Here is a 15478-nt window from a genome sequence, read left to right on the forward strand (position 1 = left end):
TGCAGCATAAGGAGCCTGACGATTACCTACTTTCACACGGGAGATCCGCACTATCATCGGCGTGGAGTCGTTTCACGGTCCTGTTCGGGATGGGAAGGGGTGGTACCAACTCGCTGTGGTCATCAGGCATGACTTGTTGTTGCGGGCCTTGGGGGCACACAACCAATCTGGGAAGAAGCAGTATTGAATTCGGGTGGTGATTGATCACACACGCTGTACTCGCCAGTGTTGGCTCCTGAGGAGACGCAAACACACTGGTTATAGGATCAAGCCTTACGGGCAATTAGTATCAGTTAGCTCAATGCATTACTGCACTTACACACCTGACCTATCAACGTCCTGGTCTGGAACGACCCTTCAAGGGGCTCGAAGCCCCGGGGATATCTCATCTTAAGGCGAGTTTCCCGCTTAGATGCTTTCAGCGGTTATCTCTTCCGAACATAGCTACCCGGCGATGCCACTGGCGTGACAACCGGTACACCAGAGGTTCGTCCACTCCGGTCCTCTCGTACTAGGAGCAGCCCCCTTCAAATATCCAACGCCCACGGCAGATAGGGACCAAACTGTCTCACGACGTTTTAAACCCAGCTCACGTACCTCTTTAAATGGCGAACAGCCATACCCTTGGGACCGGCTACAGCCCCAGGATGAGATGAGCCGACATCGAGGTGCCAAACACCGCCGTCGATATGAACTCTTGGGCGGTATCAGCCTGTTATCCCCAGAGTACCTTTTATCCGTTGAGCGATGGCCCTTCCATACAGAACCACCGGATCACTATGACCTGCTTTCGCACCTGCTCGACTTGTCGGTCTCGCAGTTAAGCACGCTTATGCCATTGCACTATCAGCACGATTTCCGACCGTACCTAGCGTACCTTCGTACTCCTCCGTTACACTTTGGGAGGAGACCGCCCCAGTCAAACTGCCTACCATGCACGGTCCCCGATCCGGATCACGGACCAAGGTTAGAACCTCAAACAAACCAGGGTGGTATTTCAAGGACGGCTCCACGCAAACTAGCGTTCACGTTTCATAGCCTCCCACCTATCCTACACAGATCGGTTCAAAGTCCAATGCAAAGCTACAGTAAAGGTTCATGGGGTCTTTCCGTCTAGCCGCGGGGAGATTGCATCATCACAAACACTTCAACTTCGCTGAGTCTCGGGAGGAGACAGTGTGGCCATCGTTACGCCATTCGTGCAGGTCGGAACTTACCCGACAAGGAATTTCGCTACCTTAGGACCGTTATAGTTACGGCCGCCGTTTACCGGGACTTCAATCAAGAGCTTGCACCCCATCATTTAATCTTCCGGCACCGGGCAGGCGTCACACCCTATACGTCCACTTTCGTGTTTGCAGAGTGCTGTGTTTTTATTAAACAGTCGCAGCCACCAGTTTATTGCAACCTCTTCACCCTCCTGGCGCAGGCCAGTCAAGCTACAGAGGCGTACCTTATCCCGAAGTTACGGTACCAATTTGCCGAGTTCCTTCTCCCGAGTTCTCTCAAGCGCCTTAGAATACTCATCTCGCCCACCTGTGTCGGTTTGCGGTACGGTCATCGTTAGACTGAAGCTTAGAGGCTTTTCTTGGAACCACTTCCAATTGCTTCGCTCCCGAAGGAGCTCGCGCCACGCCCTTGAATTACGCACCCGGATTTGCCTGAGTGCCTTCTCCAACGCAGCGACCGGGACGTCCAACACCCGGACAACCTTCCGCGATCCGTCCCCCCATCGCATCTAACAATGGTGCAGGAATATTGACCTGCTTCCCATCAGCTACGCATTTCTGCCTCGCCTTAGGGGCCGACTCACCCTACGCCGATGAACGTTGCGTAGGAAACCTTGGGCTTACGGCGAGGGGGCTTTTCACCCCCTTTATCGCTACTCATGTCAGCATTCGCACTTCCGATACCTCCAGCACGCTTTTCAACGCACCTTCGCAGGCTTACGGAACGCTCTCCTACCACACACGTGTCTTTCAACGTGTATCCGCAGCTTCGGTGACTGGCTTGAGCCCCGTTACATCTTCCGCGCAGGACGACTCGATCAGTGAGCTATTACGCTTTCTTTAAAGGGTGGCTGCTTCTAAGCCAACCTCCTGACTGTTTTAGCCTTCCCACTTCGTTTCCCACTTAGCCAATCTTGGGGACCTTAGCTGGCGGTCTGGGTTGTTTCCCTCTTGACACCGGACGTTAGCACCCGATGTCTGTCTCCCGTGATTGCACTCTTCGGTATTCGGAGTTTGCTATGGCGTAGTAATCCGCAATGGACCCCACAACCATGACAGTGCTCTACCCCCGAAGGTGATACACGAGGCACTACCTAAATAGTTTTCGGAGAGAACCAGCTATTTCCAAGTTTGTTTAGCCTTTCACCCCTATCCACAGCTCATCCCCTAACTTTTCAACGTTAGTGGGTTCGGTCCTCCAGTACGTGTTACCGCACCTTCAACCTGGCCATGGATAGATCACTTGGTTTCGGGTCTACGCCCAGCAACTGATCGCCCTGTTCGGACTCGCTTTCGCTACGCCTGCCTTAATCAGTTAAGCTCGCTACTGAACGTAAGTCGCTGACCCATTATACAAAAGGTACGCCGTCACCCGTTTCCAGGCTCCGACTGTTTGTATGCATGCGGTTTCAGGATCTATTTCACTCCCCTCCCGGGGTTCTTTTCGCCTTTCCCTCACGGTACTGGTTCACTATCGGTCGATCACGAGTATTTAGCCTTGGAGGATGGTCCCCCCATCTTCAGACAGGATTTCACGTGTCCCGCCCTACTTGTCGTACCCCTAGTTCTTCCATACTGTTTTCGTCTACAGGGCTATCACCTGCTATGGCCGCGCTTTCCAGCGCCTTCGACTAACAATACAGATAAAAGGTACAGGCTGATCCCATTTCGCTCGCCACTACTCTGGGAATCTCGGTTGATTTCTTTTCCTGCGGTTACTTAGATGTTTCAGTTCACCGCGTTCGCTTCGCTAAGCCTATGTATTCAGCTTAGGATGACCCATACGGGCCGGGTTTCCCCATTCGGATATCGGAGGATCAAAGCTCGTTTGCCAGCTCCCCTCCGCTTTTCGCAGGCTACCGCGTCCTTCATCGCCTGTGATCGCCAAGGCATCCACCACATGCACTTGTTCGCTTGACCCTATAACGAGTGTGTCTGCTTGCGCTTGTCACGTCCCGCTATAGGCTGAGTATTCGCGTTGTGCCGTATTCCAAGTCATCATTTAAGATCACTTTTCATACTCGATACAATCACTACCCTGATGCCCCTACTCACACCCATCTCTAAGTGCTTTCAGTGCATCTCTCTACTACTTCTTCCAGATTGTTAAAGAACGTTTAGCCGACAAGCTACTTCACTGCCCGCGACATCAACTGGCTACAGTCGCCAATGCACAGCGCTCGGGGTCGAACGCTGTGCATTGAAGACTCAAAGGTCATGCGTGGTGGAGGATGACGGGATCGAACCGACGACCCCCTGCTTGCAAAGCAGGTGCTCTCCCAGCTGAGCTAATCCCCCCTGTCATACATCCCGACTCGTGGTGGGTCTGGTTGGATTCGAACCAACGACCCCCGCCTTATCAAGACGGTGCTCTAACCGACTGAGCTACAGACCCTTAGCCTGTCTTCTACAACAGCCGATAAGCGTGAGCGCTTGAATGCACGGTACTGTGTGCGAACACCCAGTACCTTCGTGCGAAGCTCGAGAAAGGAGGTGATCCAGCCGCACCTTCCGATACGGCTACCTTGTTACGACTTCACCCCAGTCATGAATCCTACCGTGGTGACCGTCCTCCTTGCGGTTAGACTAGCCACTTCTGGTAAAACCCACTCCCATGGTGTGACGGGCGGTGTGTACAAGACCCGGGAACGTATTCACCGCGGCATGCTGATCCGCGATTACTAGCGATTCCAGCTTCACGCAGTCGAGTTGCAGACTGCGATCCGGACTACGATCGGTTTTCTGGGATTGGCTCCGCCTCGCGGCTTGGCAACCCTCTGTTCCGACCATTGTATGACGTGTGAAGCCCTACCCATAAGGGCCATGAGGACTTGACGTCATCCCCACCTTCCTCCGGTTTGTCACCGGCAGTCTCCCTAGAGTGCTCTTGCGTAGCAACTAAGGACAAGGGTTGCGCTCGTTGCGGGACTTAACCCAACATCTCACGACACGAGCTGACGACAGCCATGCAGCACCTGTGCGCCGGTTCTCTTTCGAGCACATCCACCTCTCAGCGGACTTCCGACCATGTCAAGGGTAGGTAAGGTTTTTCGCGTTGCATCGAATTAATCCACATCATCCACCGCTTGTGCGGGTCCCCGTCAATTCCTTTGAGTTTTAATCTTGCGACCGTACTCCCCAGGCGGTCAACTTCACGCGTTAGCTACGTTACTAAGGAAATGAATCCCCAACAACTAGTTGACATCGTTTAGGGCGTGGACTACCAGGGTATCTAATCCTGTTTGCTCCCCACGCTTTCGTGCATGAGCGTCAGTGTTGGCCCAGGGGGCTGCCTTCGCCATCGGTATTCCTCCACATCTCTACGCATTTCACTGCTACACGTGGAATTCTACCCCCCTCTGCCACACTCAAAGCCTGCCAGTCACCAATGCAGTTCCCAGGTTAAGCCCGGGGATTTCACATCGGTCTTAACAGACCGCCTGCGCACGCTTTACGCCCAGTAATTCCGATTAACGCTCGCACCCTACGTATTACCGCGGCTGCTGGCACGTAGTTAGCCGGTGCTTATTCTTCCGGTACCGTCATCCCCACCCGGTATTAACAGGTAGGTTTTCTTTCCGGACAAAAGTGCTTTACAACCCGAAGGCCTTCTTCACACACGCGGCATTGCTGGATCAGGGTTGCCCCCATTGTCCAAAATTCCCCACTGCTGCCTCCCGTAGGAGTCTGGGCCGTGTCTCAGTCCCAGTGTGGCTGGTCGTCCTCTCAGACCAGCTACAGATCGTCGCCTTGGTAGGCCTTTACCCCACCAACTAGCTAATCTGCCATCGGCCGCCCCTCTAGCACGAGGTCTTGCGATCCCCCGCTTTCTTCCGTAGATCGTATGCGGTATTAATCCGGCTTTCGCCGGGCTATCCCCCACTACAGGACACGTTCCGATGTATTACTCACCCGTTCGCCACTCGCCACCAGGGTTGCCCCCGTGCTGCCGTTCGACTTGCATGTGTAAGGCATGCCGCCAGCGTTCAATCTGAGCCAGGATCAAACTCTTCAGTTCAAACCCTGTTACTGTTTTTCGGTTCCGTTAAGAACCGGTCGCTCACTCAACGTACTGACGATGATTGCTTCCATCCGAAGATGAAATAACCTTCCTCTATACTTCGTGTGAGACTCTTGATACTTTTGCTTTTGCTCCAGCCCCGAAAGACTGAAACCGCACTCGCATCAAGCGCCCACACTTATCGGCTGTTAGTTTTTAAAGAGCACATCGCACACCGCCCGGAACCACTTCACCACCACCCGGACCGTTCTGCGTCGCTGCATCAGCAGCAGAGAAACGAGATTATGAACAACGTTTCAGTCAGTGTCAACAGGTTTCGCGATTATTTTGCTAACCCACCGACTTGCTTCGAGACTCCACCGAAAGCAAACGGGCCGTGCGGAAATCACACGACCCGTTCTTACTGACTGGTGCCGGCTGCAGGACTCGAACCCGCCACCTGATGATTACAAATCAACTGCTCTACCAGATGAGCTAAGCCGGCGAAGCACGAGATTCTACTTCATTTAATGACTTTGAGGTGGGAACGTCCAGACGATTTCGATGCATCGTCGTCACTGGAAGCTGATTCGTCATCATGCGCGGCGGTTGCCGCTGTTTCCGGCTGACTCTCCTCGATCTCGCGCGAGTCCTGCACGACCGGCCGCACAGCGCCCGGCGCATCCAAAGCCGTACCTTGCGCTGCCGACTCGACCGGAAACGCCATTCCCTGCCCGTTCTCCCGCGCATAAATGGCGAGCACGTTGGCAACCTGCACTTCGATCTTGTGCGATTTGCCCGAAAACCGCGCGCTGAACTCGATCAACTCATTGCCCATCTGCAACTGGCTCGTTGCTTCGAAGCTGATGTTCAACACGATCTCGTCATTGCGCACGAACTGACGCGGCACGCGTGTCGATGCATCGACACGTACCGCAATATGAGGCGTGAAACCATTGTCCGTGCACCACTCGTAGAGCGCGCGCAACAAATAAGGTTTGGTGGAAATCTCTTGCATCAACTTTCCTCTGCCGGGCGGGCAGCGCGACGTTCGCGCCGCCGTGATCCCCGGCGCTTACAGACTAGCGACGCATCACCTTTTCGGAAGGCGTCAGCGCTTCGATATACGCCGGACGGCTGAAAATACGCTCGGCGTACTTCATCAGCGGCGCGGCATTCTTGGACAGCTCGATGCCGTAATGATCCAGACGCCACAGCAACGGCGCGATCGCCACGTCGAGCATCGAAAACTCTTCGCCGAGCATGTACTTGTTCTTCAGGAAGATCGGCGCGAGTTGCGTGAGACGATCGCGGATCGCGCTGCGTGCCTTCTCATGATTCTTCTCCGCCGCCTTGCCCTTCTCGTTTTCGAGCGTGCCGACGTGCACGAACAGTTCCTTCTCGAAGTTCAGCAGGAACAGACGCGCGCGGGCGCGCTGCACCGGATCGGCGGGCATGAGCTGCGGATGCGGGAAGCGTTCATCAATGTATTCGTTGATGATGTTCGACTCATACAGAATCAGATCGCGCTCGACGAGGATCGGCACCTGGCCGTACGGGTTCATCACCGCGATGTCTTCCGGCTTGTTGAACAGGTCAACGTCGCGGATTTCGAAATCCATGCCCTTTTCGAACAACACCAGCCGGCAGCGCTGGGAGAACGGGCAAGTAGTGCCGGAATACAGAACCATCATGTCTTTAAAGTTCCTTCAGTAAACTCGAAGGGTCGGCCGCACCGTTTCCCGGAGGAAACGCCGTCGCGCCGACCCACGCCGTCGAAGGCGCGCTATTTGATATCTTTCCAGTAGGCCGCGTTCAGGCGCCACGCGAGGAAGCTCAGAAGCGCCAGGAACAGCAGAACCCAGACGCCGAGCCGCTTGCGTGTCTGCTGCGCAGGTTCCGACATCCACGACATATAGGAAACCAGGTCGGCCACAGCAGAATCATAATCCACACTGGACATGGCGCCCGGCGTGACCTGAGTGTAACCCACGAATCTTTTTACCTTTTCGCCGGTCTTTTCGTCGGTATCGGTCTCGAACTTCGCGTCGCGTATGCCCTGCAACGTCCAGAGCACATGCGGCATTCCGACATTCTCGAACACGCGATTGTTCCAGCCGGTCGGGCGAGCCGGGTCGCGGTAGAAACTCCGCAAATACGTGTAGAGCCAGTCCTTCCCGCGCGCCCGTGCTTCTACCGACAAATCCGGCGGCGACGCGCCGAACCACGCTTTCGCATCGTCCGGGCGCATCGCGATCGACATGGTGTTGCCAACCTTATCGGTCGAGAAGAGCAGGTTGTCCTGAATCTGCTTTTCGCTGATGCCGATGTCGGTCAGCCGGTTGTAACGCATCAAGTTCGCGCTGTGACAGTTCAGACAATTGTTCACGAACAATTGCGCGCCGTGCTGAAGTGACGCCAGATTGTCCGAACTGTCAGGCGCGCGATCCAGCACCGCTTCTTCCTGCGCGAACGCCGGCGACGCACCGAAGGCAAACAACGCCGCACCGATCGCCGCTATTGTAGAGAACCATTTTTTCATCGTGTTTTTCTCCGGACGTGCGCTCAGTGAGGTTTGAAGTGCACGCGCTCGGGCGGCGTCCTGAATCTGCCGCGCGGCGTCCAGAACGGCATGCCGAGGAAAAATGCGAAATAGATCAGCGCGCAGACTTGGGCGATCAGCGTCGCAGCGGGCGATGGCGGCCGTGTCCCAAGGTAACCGAGCAGCAGGAACGCGAACACGAAGATCCCGTAAAAGACCTTGTGGAACATCGGCCGATAGCGGATCGACTTCACCGGACTGCGGTCGAGCCACGGCAGGAAGAACAGCGAAACGACCGCCGTTCCCATCACGACCACGCCCCAGAACTTCGATTCCGTCAGCGCCATGAAGATCAGCACCAGCACCGCGAGCACCGGCAAGCCGAGCCGCCACTTCCCTCGCGCCTTCAACAACGCGAGCAGCCCGAGCGCTGCGATCACGATCATCAGCACGATCTTGAACGGATCGGTGGTCGCGCGGAGCATGGCGTAGAACGCGGTGAAGTACCAGACCGGCGCGATTTCCGGCGGCGTCTGCAACGGATTCGCGGGCACGAAGTTGTTCGCTTCGAGGAAGTAGCCGCCCATTTCCGGCGCGAAGAAAATGATCGACGCGAAAATCAGCAGGAACACGCTCACGCCCATGAAGTCATGCACGGAGTAGTACGGATGGAACGGGATGCCATCGAGCGGAATGCCGTCGGCGCCTTTCTTCGCCTTGATTTCGATGCCGTCCGGATTATTCGATCCGACTTCGTGCAGCGCGACCAGATGCGCCGCAACCAGCCCGACCAGCACGAGCGGAATAGCGATGACGTGGAACGCGAAGAAGCGGTTCAGCGTGACATCGGAGACGACGTAATCGCCGCGAATCCACAGCGACAGGTCAGGACCGATGAAGGGAATCGCCGAAAACAGATTCACGATCACCTGCGCGCCCCAGAAGGACATTTGTCCCCACGGCAGCAGATAACCGAAGAATGCCTCGGCCATCAGGCATAGGAAAATCGCGCAACCGAAGATCCACACGAGTTCGCGCGGTTTGCGATACGAGCCGTACATCAGCCCGCGGAACATGTGCAGGTAGACCACGACGAAGAACATCGACGCGCCCGTCGAATGCATGTAGCGGATCAGCCAGCCCCACGGCACCTCGCGCATGATGTACTCGACCGATGAGAACGCGAGCGTCGCATCAGGCTTGTAGTTCATGGTGAGGAAGATGCCGGTGACGATCTGATTGACCAGCACCAGCAGCGCGAGGGAGCCGAAGAAATACCAGAAGTTGAAGTTCTTCGGCGCGTAGTACTCGGATACGTGTTGCTTCCAGGTCGAGGTCAGCGGAAACCGGCGATCGATCCAACCGGTCAGGCCCGTTGTCTCTACTTCCTTGTCAGCGCTCGCCATTTAAGCCTCTCCCTTTTCGTCCTTGCCGATCACGAGTTGCGTCGCGGTAGTGAACATGAACGGTGGAATGTCCAGGTTCTGCGGCGCGGGCTTGTTCTTGAAGACGCGGCCGGCCAGGTCATAGGTCGAGCCGTGGCACGGGCAGAGAAACCCGCCAGGCCAGTCATCGGGGAGATTGGGCTGGGCGCCCTCCTGAAAGCGCGGCGTCGGCGTGCAACCCAGATGCGTGCACACCGCGACCGCCACGAGAATGTTCTTGTGATCGGCACGCGACCGGTACTCGTTGTTGCAGTACTCGGGCAGCGGCATCGAGAATTCGTTTTTGGACTTCGGATCGGCCACCTCGTTGTCGGCCTTCTTGATGTCCGAGAGCATCTCGTCGGTGCGGTTGAGAATCCACACCGGCTTGCCGCGCCAGGCGACGGTCATCATCTCGCCGGGCTTGAGCGAGCCGATATCGACCTCGACAGGCGCGCCCGCCGCCTTGGCCTTCGCGGATGGCGCGAAGGAGCCAACAAATGGAACTACGGTTGCCACGCCTCCCACGCCACCTGCTACGGTCGTCGCAATCAGCCAGGTACGGCGGCCGCCGTCGACGCGTTTCTCATCCTTGTCTCGCATCACACGCCCCACTTCTGAGTTGGATTTATACCGTCACATCAGTGTTTCGCCGTTAGTGTGCGCGAATGGAGTTGGCATTTACAAGGGCTCGTTAGCAAAAATCACTCGAAGTGATTGATGCTTCAGGGTTTTCCCCACGTTTTTCGCGCATCCGGTGAAGCAATCTTTTAAGGCAAACGCAAGCGCTGATAATCCCGCAATCGGCTTAAACGCGGATTAAACGGGATTATCGATATCGATAAAGACGTGCTCGATGTCGAACTCCTCGACCAACAAATTGCCGACCGCCTGCACGCCATAGCGCTCGGTCGCATGATGGCCCGCCGCGATGAACGCCACGCCCGATTCCGCCGCGATATGCATGGTCTGCTCGGACACTTCGCCGGTCACGTAAAGGTCCGCGCCCGCCGCGATCGCGTCCTCGAAGTAGCCCTGCGCGCCGCCCGTGCACCACGCCACGCGACGCAGTTCCTTGTCCGTATCGCCGAACACGAGCGGCTTGCGGCCGAGCGCGTTTTCGACCGTCACGGAAAAATGCTCGAGCGAAAGCGGCATGGCAAGCGGCGCGGTCCAACCGAGATCTTGATCCGCAAAGCGCCCGTCCGCGATCAGTCCGAGCCGCGCGCCGAGTTGCGCGTTGTTGCCCAGTTCTGGATGCGAATCCAGCGGTAGATGATAGGCAAACAAATTGATGTCGTTGGCAACCAATGTGCGCAAGCGCTGATATTTGCGCCCCGTGATCTGCGGCGGCTCGTTGCGCCAGAAGTAGCCGTGATGCACGAGCACGGCATCCGCGCCCCATTCCAGCGCGGCTTCCAGAAACGCGAGCGAGGCCGTCACGCCGGTGGCAATCTTCTGGACGCGGCGCGTGCCTTCGACCTGTAGGCCATTCGGGCAATAGTCCTTGAAGCGGCCGATTTCCAGCAGATTGTTCAGATACAATTCGAGTTCGATCCGATCCATGAATTCCTCTATCCCTTCAAATGCTTAGACGCTTCTGGCTATTATTTGCCCAAGCGGTCACCGTGCTTTTGGCCTTGATGTTCATCATCGCGACCTTGAAACCGCAGTGGCTTCAACGTCAGGGCCAATTTGGCAAACAGCTCGCCGAGCCGATCGTTGCGTTACAGGAAGTGGCGCCGAGCCTGGGCTCGCGGCCGCTTCAGTCTTCCTATTCGGAAGGCGCGCAAAAGGCCATGCCCGCCGTCGTGAACGTGTTTTCCAGCAAGGACGGCAATTTGCCGCCCGATCCGCGCGCGAAAGATCCGCTCTTTCGCTATTTCTTCGGCGACAAAAACAAGCGCAAGTCCGATGAGCCGCCCGCGTCGAATCTGGGCTCAGGTGTCATCGTCAGCTCGGAAGGTTACATTCTAACGAACCAACACGTCGTGGATGGCGCCGATCAGATCGAAGTCGCGCTCGCGGATGGCCGCACGTCGAGCGCGAAAGTCATCGGCGTGGACCCGGAAACGGATCTCGCCGTGCTCAAGATCAACATGACGAATCTGCCGACCATCACGCTCGGCCGCATGGACCAGACGCGCGTGGGCGATGTCGTGCTCGCCATCGGCAATCCGTTCGGCGTCGGGCAGACGGTGACGATGGGTATCGTCAGCGCGCTCGGGCGCAATCACCTCGGCATCAATACGTTCGAGAACTTCATCCAGACGGATGCGGCGATCAATCCCGGCAATTCGGGTGGCGCGCTCGTCGATGTGAGCGGCAATCTGCTCGGCATCAACACGGCCATTTATTCGCGCAGTGGCGGTTCGCTGGGCATTGGCTTTGCCATTCCGGTTTCGACGGCGCGCAGCGTGCTGGAGAGCATCATCACCACGGGAACGGTCACGCGCGGGTGGATCGGCGTGGAGCCGCAGGACGTGACGCCGGAGATCGCGGAATCGTTCGGGCTGGATCAGAAGTCCGGCGCGATCGTCGCGGGCGTGCTGCAGGGCGGTCCGGCAGATAAGGCGGGCATCAAGCCGGGCGACATTCTCATGTCGATCAACGACGACACGATCACGGACACCACGCGTCTGCTGAACGTCGTCGCGCAGATCAAGCCCGGCACGGCGGTGAAGGTTCACGTCATGCGCAAGAACAAGGAACTCGACGTGAACGTGGTCATCGGCAAGCGTCCGGCGCAACCGCGCGCGCCGCAAATGCCCGACGAAGATCAAGGCGACCAGGGCGATCAGAACGACGAGTAAGGCGCATCGCGCGTCAAAAACAAAAGGCAGCTTCGGTGATCGAAGCTGCCTTTTTTATTTCAAAGCAAGGGATTACGCCAAGACAAAATGCCGCACTTACTTCGCGACGATTTCCCCGCTCTTGATCGCCTCTTTCGGCACCACGATCCGCGCCGCGATAATGCCCGCTTCATAGAGGATGATCAGCGGAATCGCGAGAATAAGTTGCGAGAACACGTCCGGCGGCGTGACCACCGCTGAAATGATGAACGCGCCGACGATCACATAAGGCCGAATCTGCTTGAGCTTGGCGATGGACACCACGCCCATGCGCGCGAGCAGCACGACGACGATCGGCACTTCGAACGTGACGCCGAAAGCCAAGAACATCGTCAGGACGAAGCTCAGGTAGTTGTCGATATCCGTGGTCATTTCCGCGCCGAGCGGCGCGTTGTAATGCGCCATCACGCGGAAAATGGTCGGAAACACGACGAAGTACGCGAACGCCATGCCGCAGAGGAACAGCGCGTAGCTGCTGAAAACGAGCGGCGCGACCAGTTTCTTCTCATGCTGATAAAGCCCTGGCGCCACAAACGCCCAAAGCTGATACAGCACGATGGGCAGCGCGACCACGAACGCAACCAGCATGGTCACCTTCATCGGCACGAAAAACGAGCCGGTGACGTCGGTCACGATCATCTTGCCGTCGCGCGGCAGGTTTTGCATCAACGGACGCGCCAGCAGCCGGAAGATGTCCGGCGCCCAATACACGAGCCCGATGAACACCACGACCACCGACGCTCCCGCGCGGATGATGCGGTCCCGAAGCTCGACCAGATGCGAGATGAACGTCTCTTCGACGGGCTCTTCTTTAGTGTGTTGCGGGTCGCTCACGCCGGCCCTCGGTAGAGATCATCGATGGAAGGAATGCGACCGGTTCACAGGAACCGTGTTGGCCGGCGCAGCGACTCGGGCGTATGCCGCGCGACGCGTGCCGCGCCCGACTGTACGCGCGTGCGGCGCGCTGTCGTTCGCTTATACCAGTTGGGAATCGCGCTCTGCTTGACGCGCCAGTTCTTGCGTTTGGCCGGCGCGTAGCGTCTGCCCGACCCCGGCGTGTCTCTCGTGGGACCGGTCAGTTCTTCCGCGCCGCCGGCCACGCTCGGGGTAATCGACGTGCCCTGACTCCAGGCATCGTTCAGATCGCCTTCGGTGCGCTTGAGGTTGTCGTGGATCGTCGTTTCGACGTTCGATGCCGCGGTTTCGAACTCGGTGCGCATTTTCTTCAGCTCATCGAGTTCCATTTCGCGCACGACTTCCGACTTGACGTCGTTGATGTAGCGCTGCGCGCGTCCGAACAACGCGCCCGCCGTGCGTGCGACGCCCGGCAAGCGCTCGGGACCGAGCACCACGAGCGCCACGACGCCGATCAGCGCCATTTTGGTGAGACCTAGATCGAGCATTGAACGAGAAGTGGAAGTGTGCGGACCGCCACGAAATCAGCGGTAGTCGTTTGAACGGGTCTTGTCCTTGGCTTCGACGTCGACTGCGCCGTTACGCGGCAGTTCACGCTGATCCGGTGCGGCCGGATTCTCGCCATCGCGCATGCCTTCCTTGAAGCCCTTCACCGCGCCGCCCAGATCGCCGCCGATGTTGCGCAGTTTCTTCGTGCCGAAAACCAGTGCGACGATCAGCAGAACGATCAACCAATGCCAAATGCTTAACGAACCCATGAATGAAAACTCTCCGTGATTCGCCGCGACAGCCTGTCACGACGAAAACTGGCCTCGCGGCCCTAGCCAAAACAATCCGCTTCAGCAGTCAACTATCGATTTTGCGCGTCCAATATTTCATTGGAAAGGTGAATGCATGGAAACCTTGCATTCGTCTTACCCCATCCGCTTCCACGGCCGCTCGCCTGCGAGCAAATGAGCGTGGATGTGATACACCTCCTGTCCGCCGCCCGGTCCCGTGTTGATGACCGTGCGAAAACCCGTCTCGCCGCCGGTATAAGACACACCCAACTCTTTTGCGAGCTTTGCAACGAGCGTGACCATTCTACCAAGCAGCGGTGCATCGCTTTCTGTGCAGTGCGACAAGGTTTCGATGTGCTTTTTAGGAATCACCAGCACGTGGACCGGCGCGGCCGGGTTGATATCGTTGAAGGCGAGAAATTCGTCGTCCTCGAAAACCTTGGTGCTGGGAATCTGCCCTGCGGCAATCTTGCAGAAAATGCAGTTGTCTTGGCTCATGAAATTTCCGTGTTCTGTTCCGGGACTGATCGGCCTTGGATCCGCTCAAAACCACGCGCGCGGATCGAACGTTTTTCCTTCGTAAAGGAACAGCCAGCCCTTGATGACGCGATACAACGTCCAGATGCTCACCGCGCCCAGAATCAGGAAGCCGATCCCAACCCAAATGAGCGCGAATCCGATCGCGTAACCCAGCAACGCCCACCAGAAGGTGCGAATCTGCCAGGTGAAATGTGCTTCGCAGGCGGTGCCCGCTGCGTCGTCGCGCTTGACGTAATTAAGAATGATGGCGACGAGGCCCGTCAGTCCGCCCGAGAGCCAATGAATGGCGTACAGCGCGTAAATGATGTGCGTCATCGTGCGGATGCTGCGCGCGCGTTCGTCGCTCACGTCCTGAACGACAGGCGGTGGATACGGTTCATACGGCCGGTTCATGCTTACCTCCTTCTTGCTCGCGCAAAGAAAACGTCAGCCGCCGTCCTGCTCCCGCTGGCGCGACTTGCGCAGCGCCTTTTCCTCGATCCCGGATAAACCTTCGCGCCGCTCCAGTTCCGCGACGACATCCGCCGGGCTCAAATCGAAATGCGACAGCATGACGAGGCAATGAAACCACAAATCGGCGACTTCGCCGACGAGCGCCTTGGGCGCGCCGCCGTGCCGCGCGTCCTTCGCGGCGAGCACGACTTCCGTCGCTTCCTCGCCGATCTTCTTCAGGACTGCGTCGTCGCCTTTATGAAAGAGTCGGGAAACGTAGCTTTGTTCCGGGTCGCCGCCCTTGCGGCTATCGATGACGGCAGCGAGCCGCAGCAGCGTGTCCAGCGTGTTGGCTTGCGTCATTTGTAAATGCTTTCTGGGTCTTTCAGCACCGGATCGACGGCGATCCATTCGCCGCTCTCCGCCGTGCCTTCGAATTTCTGGAAAAAACAGGAATGGCGGCCCGTGTGGCACGCGATGCCCGAAACCTGCTCGACCTTGAGCAGCACGACATCTTCGTCGCAATCGAGTCGAACTTCGTGGACATGTTGAACGTGCCCCGATTCTTCGCCCTTGAACCACAAACGCTGCCGCGAGCGCGAAAAATACACCGCGCGCTTCAGTTCGATGGTTTTCGCCAGCGCCTCGCGGTTCATCCACGCGAACATGAGCACATCGTTGGTGGTAGCTTCCTGCGCGATCACGGGCACGAGGCCGTTCGCATCCCAATTCACCTTGTCGAGCCAGTCAGCTTGAGTGCTCACG

The 15478-nt window shown here is 57.3% G+C and carries 14 protein-coding genes, 3 tRNA genes and 3 rRNA genes; 1 reads left to right on the top strand and 19 read right to left on the bottom strand.

The window, feature by feature from the left end; translation table 11 throughout:
* Positions 1-13: 13 nt before the first annotated feature.
* From rrf to ACZCWR_RS00060, 12 genes are all read right to left on the bottom strand, one after another.
* Positions 14-127 (bottom strand): 5S ribosomal RNA (gene rrf, locus ACZCWR_RS00005).
* A gap of 135 nt (positions 128-262) precedes the next feature.
* A 23S ribosomal RNA gene (locus tag ACZCWR_RS00010) occupies positions 263-3149 on the bottom strand.
* Between the two features lie 302 nt (positions 3150-3451).
* Positions 3452-3527 (bottom strand) — tRNA-Ala (locus ACZCWR_RS00015).
* Positions 3528-3547: 20 nt separating this feature from the next.
* Positions 3548-3624 (bottom strand) — tRNA-Ile (locus tag ACZCWR_RS00020).
* 91 nt (positions 3625-3715) lie between these two features.
* A 16S ribosomal RNA gene (locus tag ACZCWR_RS00025) occupies positions 3716-5247 on the bottom strand.
* Together the 16S, 23S and 5S rRNA genes with 3 tRNA genes alongside form the textbook arrangement of a ribosomal RNA operon.
* A 411-nt stretch (positions 5248-5658) precedes the next feature.
* Positions 5659-5734: transfer RNA gene (locus tag ACZCWR_RS00030), tRNA-Thr, on the bottom strand.
* An 18-nt stretch (positions 5735-5752) separates the two neighbouring features.
* Complete coding sequence (locus tag ACZCWR_RS00035) at positions 5753-6247, bottom strand: ClpXP protease specificity-enhancing factor (RefSeq protein WP_487301753.1); 495 nt, start codon at positions 6245-6247, stop codon at positions 5753-5755.
* A gap of 64 nt (positions 6248-6311) precedes the next feature.
* Positions 6312-6923 (bottom strand): glutathione S-transferase N-terminal domain-containing protein, encoded by a 612-nt coding sequence (locus tag ACZCWR_RS00040; protein WP_008344155.1) that lies wholly within the window; start codon positions 6921-6923, stop codon positions 6312-6314.
* Between the two features lie 92 nt (positions 6924-7015).
* Entirely contained in the window at positions 7016-7771 is a 756-nt protein-coding gene (locus tag ACZCWR_RS00045) for a cytochrome c1 (RefSeq protein WP_487301754.1), read from the bottom strand.
* A 23-nt stretch (positions 7772-7794) separates the two neighbouring features.
* Positions 7795-9177: a cytochrome b gene (locus ACZCWR_RS00050; protein WP_487301755.1), complete on the bottom strand. Its 1383-nt coding sequence runs from the start codon at positions 9175-9177 to the stop codon at positions 7795-7797.
* Positions 9178-9798 (bottom strand): ubiquinol-cytochrome c reductase iron-sulfur subunit, encoded by a 621-nt coding sequence (petA, locus tag ACZCWR_RS00055; RefSeq protein WP_487301756.1) that lies wholly within the window; start codon positions 9796-9798, stop codon positions 9178-9180. It lies immediately after the preceding gene.
* A gap of 216 nt (positions 9799-10014) precedes the next feature.
* Positions 10015-10761: a Nif3-like dinuclear metal center hexameric protein gene (locus ACZCWR_RS00060; RefSeq protein ID WP_487301757.1), complete on the bottom strand. Its 747-nt coding sequence runs from the start codon at positions 10759-10761 to the stop codon at positions 10015-10017.
* Between the two features lie 20 nt (positions 10762-10781).
* Here ACZCWR_RS00060 and ACZCWR_RS00065 point away from each other — a divergent pair, with 20 nt between their 5' ends.
* Positions 10782-12008 carry a S1C family serine protease gene (locus ACZCWR_RS00065; protein ID WP_487301758.1) on the top strand — a complete coding sequence of 409 codons (1227 nt, stop codon included), beginning with the start codon at positions 10782-10784 and terminating at the stop codon, positions 12006-12008.
* Positions 12009-12104: 96 nt separating this feature from the next.
* Here the strand turns inward: ACZCWR_RS00065 and tatC are convergent, their stop codons facing one another.
* The 7 genes from tatC to hisI form a co-directional block, all read right to left on the bottom strand.
* Positions 12105-12881 (bottom strand): twin-arginine translocase subunit TatC, encoded by a 777-nt coding sequence (gene tatC / locus ACZCWR_RS00070; RefSeq protein ID WP_487301759.1) that lies wholly within the window; start codon positions 12879-12881, stop codon positions 12105-12107.
* Positions 12882-12925: 44 nt separating this feature from the next.
* Entirely contained in the window at positions 12926-13450 is a 525-nt protein-coding gene (gene tatB, locus ACZCWR_RS00075; RefSeq protein ID WP_487301760.1) for a Sec-independent protein translocase protein TatB, read from the bottom strand.
* A 36-nt stretch (positions 13451-13486) separates the two neighbouring features.
* Complete coding sequence (gene tatA, locus ACZCWR_RS00080; protein ID WP_487301761.1) at positions 13487-13720, bottom strand: Sec-independent protein translocase subunit TatA; 234 nt, start codon at positions 13718-13720, stop codon at positions 13487-13489.
* A gap of 156 nt (positions 13721-13876) precedes the next feature.
* Complete coding sequence (locus tag ACZCWR_RS00085; protein WP_487301762.1) at positions 13877-14239, bottom strand: histidine triad nucleotide-binding protein; 363 nt, start codon at positions 14237-14239, stop codon at positions 13877-13879.
* 45 nt (positions 14240-14284) lie between these two features.
* The gene (locus ACZCWR_RS00090) at positions 14285-14674 is read right to left on the bottom strand and encodes a DUF4870 family protein (protein WP_487301763.1); all 390 of its coding nucleotides are present in this window, start codon (positions 14672-14674) and stop codon (positions 14285-14287) included.
* 33 nt (positions 14675-14707) lie between these two features.
* On the bottom strand, positions 14708-15076 hold the full coding sequence (locus tag ACZCWR_RS00095) for a phosphoribosyl-ATP diphosphatase (RefSeq protein WP_487301764.1): 369 nt from the start codon (positions 15074-15076) through the stop codon (positions 14708-14710).
* Positions 15073-15477 (bottom strand): phosphoribosyl-AMP cyclohydrolase, encoded by a 405-nt coding sequence (gene hisI / locus ACZCWR_RS00100; protein WP_487301765.1) that lies wholly within the window; start codon positions 15475-15477, stop codon positions 15073-15075. The genes ACZCWR_RS00095 and hisI overlap by 4 nt, the downstream gene beginning before the upstream one ends.
* Position 15478 lies beyond the last annotated feature (1 nt).

The organism is Caballeronia sp. A2-2 (genome assembly GCF_057612605.2).

Bases quoted from the DNA above. Each gene is read 5' to 3' on its own strand.
- ACZCWR_RS00065 (WP_487301758.1), top strand. From the start codon at position 10,782: ATGCTTAGACGCTTCTGGCTATTATTTGCCCAAGCGGTCACCGTGCTT.
- ACZCWR_RS00095 (WP_487301764.1), bottom strand. From the start codon at position 15,076: ATGACGCAAGCCAACACGCTGGACACGCTGCTGCGGCTCGCTGCCGTC.
- petA (WP_487301756.1), bottom strand. From the start codon at position 9,798: ATGCGAGACAAGGATGAGAAACGCGTCGACGGCGGCCGCCGTACCTGG.
- ACZCWR_RS00050 (WP_487301755.1), bottom strand. From the start codon at position 9,177: ATGGCGAGCGCTGACAAGGAAGTAGAGACAACGGGCCTGACCGGTTGG.
- ACZCWR_RS00085 (WP_487301762.1), bottom strand. From the start codon at position 14,239: ATGAGCCAAGACAACTGCATTTTCTGCAAGATTGCCGCAGGGCAGATT.
- ACZCWR_RS00040 (WP_008344155.1), bottom strand. From the start codon at position 6,923: ATGATGGTTCTGTATTCCGGCACTACTTGCCCGTTCTCCCAGCGCTGC.
- tatA (WP_487301761.1), bottom strand. From the start codon at position 13,720: ATGGGTTCGTTAAGCATTTGGCATTGGTTGATCGTTCTGCTGATCGTC.
- ACZCWR_RS00090 (WP_487301763.1), bottom strand. From the start codon at position 14,674: ATGAACCGGCCGTATGAACCGTATCCACCGCCTGTCGTTCAGGACGTG.
- ACZCWR_RS00035 (WP_487301753.1), bottom strand. From the start codon at position 6,247: ATGCAAGAGATTTCCACCAAACCTTATTTGTTGCGCGCGCTCTACGAG.
- ACZCWR_RS00060 (WP_487301757.1), bottom strand. From the start codon at position 10,761: ATGGATCGGATCGAACTCGAATTGTATCTGAACAATCTGCTGGAAATC.
- ACZCWR_RS00045 (WP_487301754.1), bottom strand. From the start codon at position 7,771: ATGAAAAAATGGTTCTCTACAATAGCGGCGATCGGTGCGGCGTTGTTT.
- tatB (WP_487301760.1), bottom strand. From the start codon at position 13,450: ATGCTCGATCTAGGTCTCACCAAAATGGCGCTGATCGGCGTCGTGGCG.